At 32.3% G+C, this 11827-nt stretch carries 9 protein-coding genes, 1 tRNA gene and 1 rRNA gene; 5 read left to right on the forward strand and 6 right to left on the reverse strand.

Going from position 1 to position 11827, the window contains the following annotated elements; genetic code table 11:
• Together rrf and OCU55_RS23580 are read left to right on the forward strand one after the other, a co-directional pair.
• Positions 1-109 (forward strand): 5S ribosomal RNA (rrf, locus tag OCU55_RS23575); the annotation flags it as partial.
• Positions 110-115: 6 nt separating this feature from the next.
• A tRNA-Lys gene (locus OCU55_RS23580) sits at positions 116-191 on the forward strand.
• Positions 192-408: 217 nt separating this feature from the next.
• On the opposite strand, the gene OCU55_RS23585 is transcribed toward OCU55_RS23580, so the two are convergent.
• The 4 genes from OCU55_RS23585 to phnC are packed head-to-tail and all read right to left on the reverse strand — an operon-like array spanning position 409 to position 4354.
• On the reverse strand, positions 409-1986 hold the full coding sequence (locus tag OCU55_RS23585) for a bifunctional metallophosphatase/5'-nucleotidase (protein WP_261854702.1): 1578 nt from the start codon (positions 1984-1986) through the stop codon (positions 409-411).
• Between the two features lie 30 nt (positions 1987-2016).
• Positions 2017-2808 carry a phosphonate ABC transporter, permease protein PhnE gene (phnE, locus tag OCU55_RS23590; RefSeq protein ID WP_261854703.1) on the reverse strand — a complete coding sequence of 264 codons (792 nt, stop codon included), beginning with the start codon at positions 2806-2808 and terminating at the stop codon, positions 2017-2019.
• Positions 2805-3584 carry a phosphonate ABC transporter, permease protein PhnE gene (gene phnE / locus OCU55_RS23595; RefSeq protein ID WP_261854704.1) on the reverse strand — a complete coding sequence of 260 codons (780 nt, stop codon included), beginning with the start codon at positions 3582-3584 and terminating at the stop codon, positions 2805-2807. Before phnE (OCU55_RS23595) ends, phnE (OCU55_RS23590) begins: the two co-directional genes overlap by 4 nt.
• Positions 3585-3595: 11 nt before the next feature.
• The gene (phnC, locus tag OCU55_RS23600; protein ID WP_261854705.1) at positions 3596-4354 is read right to left on the reverse strand and encodes a phosphonate ABC transporter ATP-binding protein; all 759 of its coding nucleotides are present in this window, start codon (positions 4352-4354) and stop codon (positions 3596-3598) included.
• Positions 4355-4735: 381 nt separating this feature from the next.
• Between phnC and OCU55_RS23605 the strand changes: the two genes are divergently transcribed.
• Complete coding sequence (locus OCU55_RS23605; protein ID WP_261854706.1) at positions 4736-5665, forward strand: phosphate/phosphite/phosphonate ABC transporter substrate-binding protein; 930 nt, start codon at positions 4736-4738, stop codon at positions 5663-5665.
• A 99-nt stretch (positions 5666-5764) separates the two neighbouring features.
• On the opposite strand, the gene OCU55_RS23610 is transcribed toward OCU55_RS23605, so the two are convergent.
• A complete protein-coding gene (locus OCU55_RS23610) occupies positions 5765-6238 on the reverse strand; it encodes a PTS sugar transporter subunit IIA (RefSeq protein WP_261854707.1) in 474 nt (157 codons plus the stop codon).
• 303 nt (positions 6239-6541) lie between these two features.
• On the opposite strand from OCU55_RS23610, the gene OCU55_RS23615 reads away from it, so the two are divergent.
• Positions 6542-7927, forward strand: coding sequence for a TldD/PmbA family protein (locus OCU55_RS23615; protein WP_261854708.1), 1386 nt, complete (start codon positions 6542-6544; stop codon positions 7925-7927).
• Positions 7928-7940: 13 nt separating this feature from the next.
• Positions 7941-9284 (forward strand): TldD/PmbA family protein, encoded by a 1344-nt coding sequence (locus OCU55_RS23620; RefSeq protein WP_261854709.1) that lies wholly within the window; start codon positions 7941-7943, stop codon positions 9282-9284.
• A gap of 179 nt (positions 9285-9463) precedes the next feature.
• Here OCU55_RS23620 and asnB read toward each other — a convergent pair whose 3' ends face one another.
• Positions 9464-11305, reverse strand: coding sequence for an asparagine synthase (glutamine-hydrolyzing) (asnB, locus tag OCU55_RS23625; RefSeq protein WP_261854710.1), 1842 nt, complete (start codon positions 11303-11305; stop codon positions 9464-9466).
• Positions 11306-11827: the final 522 nt, after the last annotated feature.

Here is an 11827-nt window from a genome sequence, read left to right on the forward strand (position 1 = left end):
GATGCGTCTAAGGGTTACACCCGTACCCATACCGAACACGAAGGTTAAGACTTAGACGGCTGATGGTACTGCATGGGCGACTGTGTGGGAGAGTAGGTGGTCGCTAGGTAAATGTGGTTCACTAGCTCAGTCGGTAGAGCACATGACTTTTAATCATGGTGTCCGGGGTTCGATTCCCCGGTGAGCCACCAAACCTCTGTTTATACAGAGGTTTTTTATTTTTTATAAGATATAATAAAATAAAGCTTTCGATTAAAATAACAAGTATATTAAAGTTATGAAGAAATCCACAGGTGAAATGGCATAATCCACAGATTATATTAAGATAAAAGATTAACCTGTGGATTATATAAAAAATGTTTAAATATATGGTTATACTGTAGATTGATAAGAGGAGATCAGTGAGAATTAGTCATGAGTTACTTTCCAATTGTTATTTACAGTAGCATCAATAGTTTTTTTATCTAATATATAATTGGCAATTAGTTCAGAAACATCAGTAGGGATATCTTTAACTAACGGTTTATCCTTAAACATAAAATAATCCCCACCTCCAGAAGCTCTGTAATTATTCATTACTACATTGTATTCCTTAGACATATCCATATCACAACCTTTATGTTTTAATAATACAACTCTACTTCCTATTGGTTTAGAGATATTTAAAACATATTCGATTCCTTCCCACATATCATAATTGTAATGTTGGGGCTTAGGATTGGAAAAATCTTTGCTTACTATATATTGGCCATCTACATATTCAAAATAAGAGGCGCTTCTTTCTAAGGCTGCCTTTATATCAGAACCTTTAAGTTTTAATACCTTAAGAGTATTTGGATAAATATAATTAGAAACAACATCTCTCATAGTAACATTTGCCTTCAAGCCAGCACTTCTATTGTCAAAAAGTGATGTGAGAGATATATCAGTTTCACCATAATACATTTGAACTTTATTGATAAATTCCATCAGTGCATTATCCTTTAATCTGATTTCAATAGGATTGGATATTGTCATATCTCCATCTATTTTTCCTATAGGAGTATCTAACCAAGCTTGAGTATCTACTTCATATTGTTTAATTAATTGTATACATTCATCGTCAACGTCATAATCTTTAGAATAGAGTAGACTACTTGATACATTTTTGATCTTCCACACAGAAGCCTCCTTTTCTAATCTTATAGATATCTTTCCTAAGGATGCACCGTCAAATCCAGACTGGCATACTGATACATTATTTATATACTTATTATATATGGATCTATGTTGGTGTCCTGTTAGTAAAAGATCTACTCCTTGAACTTTTTCACATATTTCATATCCCTGATTTTCACCAGTAAGATTTTCAGAAGGTAATCCTGTATCAATATCTCTTTCGAAACCACCATGATATGCAACTACTATTATATCAGCACCTTCATCTTTCATTTCAGGAATCCAATTGTTTAGTGACTTTATGACATCCTCAAAATTTAAGTCTTTAATTATATGAGGTTGCTCCCAGTTAGGAATATACTTTGTGGTACATCCGATTATACCGATACTTAAATCATTAGAAAGTTTTTTTATTATATAAGGTTTGCCAAAGTAAGGTGTATTGTTTGAATTATTAAGAATATTTGAGCTAAGCCATTGAAAATTAGATTGCTTTTTTGCATTTAATAAATAGTCCATGCCGTAATTAAATTCATGATTTCCTACGGTAAAGGAATCGTATCCTAAATAATTAAATAGTTTTATTACAGGATTTTCTCCCTGTGAATTAATTCTTGCATAATAATATATAAGTGGAGACCCTTGAAGGGCATCTCCACAATCTACAAGTAAAGTGTTATCATTCTTCTTTTTTTCATCTTTTATGATAGTTGATAGTTTAGAAAGACCTATATCTCTGTATTCATTAGTTCCGTAATATATCGGCAATATACTTCCATGAATATCACTAGTGTGAAGTATAGTTAAATCTAAATTATTTAAATTCATATAAAATAACCTCTTTCATAGATTAGATAGTTAAACGAGTCTTTTTCTTATATTTCCAGATATAAAATCAATAACAGTAACCATCACTATTATACCCAGTAGTATGATTCCAACTCTACTCCATTGTCTCGCTTCTAGAGCAAATATAAGAGGAGTACCAATTCCTCCAGCACCAATTATTCCAAGTATAGTAGCGGAACGAACATTGATTTCAAATCTATAAAGCGAATAGGAAGCAAATTCAGGTAATACTTGAGGGATTATGGCATACTTCAATTTTTGAAGAGCATTAGCACCACAAGAAGTTAATGCCTCATAAGGTCCCCAATCTATATTTTCAATCCCTTCCGAATATAGTTTACCAAGCATTCCTATAGAATGAACACCTAGAGCTAATACACCGGCAAAGGCACCTGGGCCAACAGCTTTGATAAATATAATTGCCATTACGATTTCAGGGAATGTTCTTATAAAGCTTAGCAGAAACTTGCCACCACTGCTAAATAACTTGTTTTTACTCATATTTCTTGCAGCCCAAAATGAAAAAGGGATACAGAGAAATGCAGATACTACAGTACCTAAAACTGCAATTGCCAAGGTATCAAGTAATCCTCTGAGAAGATCTTCTCCATCTGGAAGGTATACATACCCCCAGTCAGGATGAAATAAGCCTTTAAATATGGACCTAACAACTTGATTGGCGGAATCTTTAATTCCCGTATATTTTATCCCTGCAAATGCCCAGATATATATAGCAATTAATATTATTGCTATAAGCCATTTTGATAATGATTTTTTAAAAGTTTTATTTTTTTCTATCATAGTAAATTCTCCCTGATTTTTATACTTATATTATCAATAATGACCACCATGATTAAGGTAGCAATAATAATAGTGCAAGTTTGATTATACTTAAATAATCCCAAGGTACTATCTAATTGTAGTCCTATGCCACCTGCACCTACCAATCCTAAAACAGCAGCGGCTCTTACATTTATTTCAAAAGTATATAAAACATATGAAATGAATTGAGGTAATATTTGAGGAATTACTGAAAAGTCTATTATTTGAAGCGTATTTCCGCCACAAGCTGTTATAGCTTCCATTGGGCCTTCGTCAATACCTTCAATTGATTCATATAATAATTTAGCAACAAGGCCTAACGAAAAAAAGCTTAAAGCAAATATACCTGCTAGTGGTCCTAGTCCAAAAGCTGCTACGAATATAGCGGCAAATAGTAAGTCTGGTACTGTTCTTATAAGATTTAGCACTACTCTTGAGATAGATAATAGTATTTTGGACTTGCATATATTCCTTGCAGAAAGTAAAGCTAAAGGAATTGATGCAATAGCTCCTAATGTTGTCCCAATTATAGCCATGCGTATAGTTTCTGCCATAGGACTAAATATTCTTGGAAAGTAACTCCAATCTGGAGGGAACATTTCTTGAAAAAGCTTACCTGTCTCTGGAAGCCCTTTCATGAGCTGCGAAAAGGAAGCATCTGTTTTTTTTGCGCTAGCAACAAGTAAAATAAGTATTAAGATAACTGTAAGATATAATTTCATGTTAGAAGGTTTTTTTATAGTTTGCTCTTTCATCTTTATTCCTCCTAAACTTCAGCAAGTTCTTCTGTTTTGCCGTTATATATATAATCAAAGATTTCATCAGTAGCTTCTTCAACTGGGCCATCGAAAACTAATTTACCTTCTCTAAAACCTAATATCCTAGTTGCATACTTCTTTGCTAGATCTATGTGATGAAGATTAACTATTGTAGTTATATTCATTTCTTTATTTATTCTTGCTATATCGTCCATTACTTGGATTGTTGTCACTGGGTCTAATGAGGCTATTGGTTCATCTGCTAAAAGTATTTTTGCCTGTTGAGCTAATGTTCTAGCTATAGCTACTCTTTGTTGTTGTCCTCCAGATAGCTCGTCTGCTCTCATATAAGCTTTTTGCTCTATTCCAACTTTTTTTAATGATTCGAAAGCTAGTTCCAAGTCTTCTTTTGGAAACATTCCGGTTAGTGTTCTGGCGGTAGAGTGATAACCAACTCTTCCGGCTAAGACATTTTTAAGTACAGATGATCTTTTCACTAAGTTAAAGCTTTGAAATATCATACCAATATCTCTACGCATTATTCTTAAGTCTTTTCCTTTTGCTCTCGTGATAGACCTACCACTTATCAATATTTCACCTGAAGATATTTCATTCAATCTGTTAATAGATCTTAAAAATGTAGATTTTCCTGCGCCAGAAAGCCCAACTATTACAACTAATTCTCCTTCATTTATTGTAACACTAACATCCTTAAGCCCAATAACACCATTAGGATAAGTCTTTGATACACTTTTAAATTCAATCATAAATTTTACCAACCTTTTCTTAATGATTTTAAAAACACGAACAATAATTAAAATATATAGTACTAATTATTATATATTATTTAGCATATTTACTGTTAGTTAAATTGTAATAAACGCAAATTTAACCTTATTTTAACAATAAGTGCTATTAATTTTAATATAAGAATACTATAATTTAACTAGTATTTTCAATAGAACATTAAAAAATTTTACTTGTATAACAATATTTTCAATAAAATCTTGTTATATATACAATTATTGAGTAATATGCGATATCAAAATAAATACGAACGATATTGCAAAAAAAATGAAAATAGTTTATGATTTATATGTATTTATTGGAAATGTAGTCTAATTTTTAATTTTTAGGGAGGGTATACTATGAAAAGAAGAATATTAAGTATTGCATTATGCACTGCATTAGCTATGACTGCTTTAGCTGGTTGTAGTAGTACTAAGAAAGATGACTCAACTACGGCAAAGGGATATGAACCGAAAGAATTAAAAGTTCAATTCGTTCCTTCACAGAACGCTGAGACTTTAGAAGCAAAGGCTAAACCTTTAGAAAAGTTATTATCAGATAAGCTTGGCATACCAGTAAAGGTAAGCGTATCCACAAGCTATAATACAATAATTGAGGCTATGTCTTCAAAGCAAGTAGATATTGGCTTTTTACCTCCAACAGCGTATGTATTAGCTAAAGAAAAGAATGCTGCTGACATTTTACTTCAAGCACAAAGATATGGAATAAAGCAACCAACTGGAGAAAACACTACAGAACTTGTTGATTCATATAGATCCATGATAGTTGTTAAAAAGGGTTCAAACATAAAGACATTAGCAGACCTAAAAGGAAAGAAGATAGCTTGGCAAGATGTTACTTCATCTGCGGGGTATATATGGCCAGCTGCAGAACTTAAAAAAGCTGGAGTAGACCCTGAAAAAGATGTACAAGGTATAAGAGTTAAAGGTCATGATAAGGGTGTTTTAGCTGTATTAAATGGAGATGTTGATGCAGCAGCAGTATTTGAAGATGCAAGAAATACTGTAAAGAAAGATGTTCCAGACATATTTGATAAAGTTGAACCAATATACTTTACACAACCAATACCAAATGATACTATCAGCGTAAGACCAGATATTACTGCTGAATGGAAAGAAAAGATACAAAATGCTTTCATAGAAATAGGTAAGGACCCAGAAGGAAAGAAGATAGTAACAGAAATATATTCACATGTAGGATATGTTAAATCTGATGACAAAAACTTTGATATTGTAAGAGAATATCAAAAGTTAGTAGATGCTAAATAGTGTCTTTGTAATTCTTATAACTTAAACCATGTAAAAAAATAAGGTATCTAAGAATTTTATTAATAATTCTTAGATACCTTTGTGTTTAAGTTTTCTATCTTATTTATAAGTTATTATAGTGTCTAATCCTTCTTTTACAACTGAACCTATAAAAGGATTCATTTCTTTTATAACATCTGGATTTGTTATAAGAACTGGTGTTATTAATGAGAATCCTTTACTTTCCACAAACTCTCTATTAATTTTTATGATAGGAGTACCAGCTTTGACCTTTACACCAGGTTCTACTAGTCTTTCAAAACCTTCACCATTTAGAGAAACTGTATCTATACCTATATGAACTAGAAGTTCTACTTCTCCTGCGATTGTCATAGCAAAAGCATGATTTGTTTTAAATACTAATGATAATTCACCATCAGCTGGCGCCACAAATATAGAACCAGTACTATCAATTGCCACTCCATCTCCAGCCATTTTTTTTGCAAATACTTCATCTGGAACTCTAGATAAATCTATTGTAGTTCCTGCAACTGGTGCGAGAATCTTTATTTCTTTTTTTAGGAATCCAAACATAATATACTCCTAACTGCACATTATAGTGAAATTAGGAAAACTCACTTCCTTTCGAAAATATAATGATAAGATTAACAAAAAATTCATATTTAATAGAAAAAGGCATAAGTTTATGTAAACTTATGCCTGATTTAACAGTAACACGCATTCTAATTATATATTATTATTTGAATTTAGTCAATTGTAAACGGTATTTATTATCGTTACAAAAATATATATGTTAAAATATTTTTATGAAATATTGCATAAGATGATAGTATTAATTAAAATGGTATTATATTACAGATAAAAAGGGGGATGTATATGTTATCGAAAGAAGTAATAGGCAAAGTATTATCGAAAGCATTGAAAAGCGGCGGGGATTTTGCTGAAGTTTTTGTTGAAGATACAATGAATAACAATATAACACTGACTGACGGTAAAGTAGATAGTATAGTTTCAGGGAGAAACTATGGTATAGGTATACGAATATTTAAAGGATTTAGAAGTGTATATGCATATACAAATGAAAATAGTTTGAATCATTTGACAGAGGTAGCAAGTAAAGCAGCATATGCACTTGGTAACGTTAATGGTGATCTGGATATTAATTTGAATCTTATTGAAAGAATAAATTCTAATATTCACCCTATAATTTATGTTCCTTCGTTTATTGAAAGTACAAAGAAGATTGAAAAGATGAAAATAGCCTATAAGTCTGCTAGAGAATACAGTGATGAAATAAGTCAAGCTTCTGTAACGTATATGGATAAAGATCAAAAAATACTTGTTGCAAACAGTGAAGGATTGTACACAGAGGATAGAAGAATATGGACTAGATTAGGGATTAGATCTGTAGCCAGTAATTCTAAAGAAAACCAGCTAGGAACAGAGAACCCAGGGAGATTGATGGGATTTGAAATGTTTGATGTTGTAGATCCTGAGTATTACGGAAGAGAGGCAAGTAAATCAGCTATTGCTATGCTTCATGCTAATTATTGTCCAGCTGGTAAAATGATGGTTGCTATAGAGAATGGTTTTGGGGGAGTTATATTCCATGAGGCCTGTGGACATTCACTTGAAGCTACGTCTGTTGCAAAGGGAAATTCAGTGTTTTGTGATAAGTTAGGTCAACAAATAGCATCTACAAAAGTGACAGCTATAGATGATGGAACATTACCGAACCTTTGGGGATCATTAAATATAGATGATGAAGGAACAAAAACAAGAAAAAATGTACTTATAGAAAATGGAATTTTGAAATCATATATGATAGATAAACTAAATGCTAGAAGGATGGGAATGGAACCTACAGGCAGCTCTAGAAGGGAGTCATATAAGTTCGCACCTACATCTAGGATGACCAACACTTATATTGAAAGTGGTAACGATAGAAATGAAGATATAATTAAGTCTATAGAATATGGTTTATATGCAAAGAAAATGGGCGGCGGATCAGTTAACCCAATTACAGGAGAGTTTAATTTTGCTGTAGCAGAAGGATATTTAATAAGAAATGGTCAAATATCAGAGGCTGTAAGAGGTGGAAGTTTGATTGGCAAAGGTTCTGATATATTAATGGATATTGATATGGTTGGACAAAATCTTGGGCATGGTCAAGGAATGTGCGGGTCTTTAAGTGGATCTGTTCCAACTAATGTAGGTCAGCCACTGATTAGAGTAAAACAAATAACTGTTGGTGGAAGATAAGGGGGGGAACTTTATGGATATAAAACAGTTTAAAGATGTAGTTTTTAGCTTTGCTGAAGAAACAGGCTTTAGTGAATACGAAATTTATTACTCTAATAAAGAAAACTTAGAAATAAGAATATATGAGGGTGAAGTTGATGGATATGGCTTAAGCAGTACTGGAGGAGTAAGTTTCAGAGGAATCATCAATGGGAAAATAGGTTATGCATATAGTGAAAGCTTAGATGAAGCTGCTGCTGAAATAATTGTAAAAAAGGCTAAAGAAAATGCTGAGCTTTTAGAAAATGAAGACAAAGATTTTATATATGGCGAACAAGGGAAATACGAAAATGTTTCAACATATAGTGAGGATATAGATCGACTAACTCCAAGTGAACAGATTAATTTGGCACTTCAGTTAGAGAAAAAAACAAAAGAAGCAAGTAATCTAATTGAAAAGGTTGCTGAATGTGAAGTAGATACTTCTAAATCAGAAGTTGTAATAATAAATTCCAAGGGGCTAGACTTAAAAAGCATGAAAACTACTGCTATTGCATACGTCGATGCAGTAGCTAGAGATGTTAACGGCATGCAAAATGGTATGGCTATTAAGGTTAGAACAAGCATAGGGGAATTAAATCTAGATGAAGTTTCTGAGGAAGCTGCCAATGATGCGATATCTAAGATTGGTTCAAAGTCAATTAAATCTGGCAAATACAAAGTATTAATATCTAATTATATGATGGCAACTATATTAGGAACATTTCAAGGCGTCTTTAATGCTGATAATGCTCAAAAAGGACTTTCATTGCTTAGAGGAAAAGAAGGAGCTACTATAGCTTCTGATATTGTGACTATTATAGATAATCCAATCTTAGAAGGATCTCCTTATTCAACTCCTTTTGATGATGAAGGGGTACCAACATATAAGAAATCAATAGTAGATAAGGGTAAGTTTATAACACTACTTCATAATCTGAAGACTTCAAATAAAGACAATGTAAAGACTACTGGAAATGCATCTAAGTCTTCATTCTCCTCACCAGTTACGATTTCTGCTACAAATTTATATATAGAAAAAGGTGAAAAGACTTTTAGTTCATTAGTAAGTCTTGTAGGTGATGGATTATATATAACTAATCTTCAAGGCATGCATTCAGGTGCAAATGCAATAACAGGGGACTTCTCGTTAGCAGCTAACGGAAGGCTGATAAGAGATGGAAAGATTGAAGAGGCGGTAGATCAAATAACAGTAGCAGGGAACTTCTTTGATTTGTTAAAAAACATTGAAGAGGTTGGAAGCGATTTTGATTTCTATTATTCCAATACTGCAAGCCCTTCTGTTGTAGTAGGTGAGCTCTCAATAGCTGGTCTATAAAATATAATGCAGATAGTAATCATATTAATTATTTGATTGCTATCTGCATTTTTATAATTCTATTAGACTATTTTCAAGTACTTGTTTAAATTAAACATATCAGTATATTAGATATGAGTAAAAATATAATTGTATACTATGGTATAAATGAAATTTAGCTTTATTATAAAACTGTTATATTATAATTCGAGTTGAACATTATATTCTTTTAACCATATATTCATTTGAACAAGATAAGCAATTAACTGAGGTCCTGTCATAAGCTGGCCATACCATGGGGTTTTGTATGCATCACCTTTTGTATCAACTATTTCTTGAACCTTTTTCTTATCTATAATATTCAGTATAGGAGAAGTTTTATCACTTAATATATCATTCATAGCTTCGCATACTAATGATGTGTATATAGGGTTGTGAGTCTTTGGATAAGGGCTCTTTTTTCTATATATAATATCATCAGGCAGTACACCCTTTAAGGATTTTCTCAAAAGGCCTTTTTCTCTATCATCAGCGAATTTTATTTTTTGAGGTAAATTAAAAGCATACTGAACTAATCTATAGTCAGCAAATGGGACTCTTACTTCAAGACTGTTAGACATACTCATTCTATCTTTTCTGTTTAGTAGATTAATCATAAACCACTTAATATTTAAATAGAATAATTCTCTCATTCTAAAATCTAGCTTGCTTTCATTATCTAGATGAGGAACTTGTTTTAAGGTATCCAGATATTCTTGCTGGGTCTTATCTTCTATAGGTAAACTTTTTAGATTGTCTGATAGAAGAGATTTTCTATCTTTTACAAACCTTGACCAAGGGAATGTTGGTGCGTTTATAAGTTCTTCTCGAGTGTACCATGGATAGCCGCCAAATAGTTCATCTGCGCACTCACCAGATAAAGCTATAACGAAGTTTTTTCTTATTTCCTTGGAAAATAAAAATAAAGATGAATCAACATCAGCCATTCCTGGAAGGTCTTTAGCAATTACAGCATCCTTCAAAGCTGCTGTAAGATCGTTGTGGTTGAGTAGAACTGTCTTGTGATTACTCTTGATGAATTTAGACATTTGCAATGCCCAATATTGATCTGAGGTTGGTTGAAATAATGAAGACTTAAAGAATTTATCATTATCTTCATAATCTATAGAATAAGTTGTAAGAGTTTTTCCTTTACTTCTATATTCTTCTGCTGCTATTGCTGAAATAGCAGAGGAATCAAGTCCACCAGATAAAAATGTACAAAGAGGAACGTCACCTACAAGTTGTCTTTTTATTGCATCCGTAAGTAAGTCTTTAAGGTGCTCAGCTGCCTCATCTTCAGATTCGTTGAATTCTTCAGCAGATACCTTCCAATATTCCTTAATTTTTATCCCATCTGGAGTAATTAGCACATAGTTGGCTGGAGAAACCTCTTTTATATCCTTATATATACCACTTCCAAGACAATTGGCAGGGCCTAAAGCAAAGATTTCAGTTAAGCCATCTTTATCTATAATAGGATCTACATAAGGGTGAGCTAATAATGTTTTTATTTCAGAACCGAATATAAAGGAATTACCTTTTATGGTATAGAATAAAGGCTTCACTCCTAATGGATCTCTTGCTAAGAACACCCTATTTTCTTTTTCGTCATATATGGCAAATGCAAAGATGCCATTTAATTTTGATATGCAGTCGATACCCCAACACATATAAGCTGTAAGTAAAACCTCTGTATCAGAGTAAGCGTCGAATTGAAATCCCTTATCTAGTAGTTCTTTTCTTAGATCTTCGGTGTTATATAGTTCTCCATTATATATTAAACAATAATTATGGCCGCCAAGAGTCTTAACCATTGGTTGTTTTCCACCCTCAGGGTCTACAACCACTAGTCTTCTATGTCCAAAAAGAACGTTATTGGTTGTGTAGTATCCGTAGCTGTCAGGTCCTCTTAACTTTAAAGTATCAGTCATAGCTTCTATTATTTGATGCTGTTTTGAAATGTCATTTTTAAAATTCACCCATCCAGCAATTCCGCACAAAATTATCACCTTCATAAATAATATTATTTTTTATAATATGTAGAAAAGGTGCTATTAGTTACTTGTGATTAAGCTGAATAATATAAATATGTGGGGTCATTATATCCATAATAAGTAACTTATAGAGTTAACAGGATAAATTTCCATGATAACAGTGCCTGGTGTATCAATTGATGAAATATGTTGAAATATGGAGAAATTATAATCAATGGACAAGTAAGTTGCTCTGATGGGTGGTAATATATTTAAGGAAGTAGAGCTATGTGTTATTATAAGTCATGTCGCTGAAACAAGTAGTGACTGAGACACAAAATTAAAATTTATCTTTTAAAAGCTAAGTTTTAAAAAAGTGTTGACAAGAAAATCTTACGGTGGTAAGATATAAAAGCTGTCAGAAAAACAGCAAAACAACTTGGTCTTTGAAAATTAAACAGAGAAGATAAACAAAGTCTAAAATTAGACTTAAACTAAACCAGCAATTCTTTTGAAAAAAGACTTACTAAGTAAGTAAGCTATGATTAA

This window comes from Clostridium folliculivorans, assembly GCF_024341905.1.
In the GTDB taxonomy this organism is placed as follows: domain Bacteria; phylum Bacillota; class Clostridia; order Clostridiales; family Clostridiaceae; genus Clostridium_AR; species Clostridium_AR folliculivorans.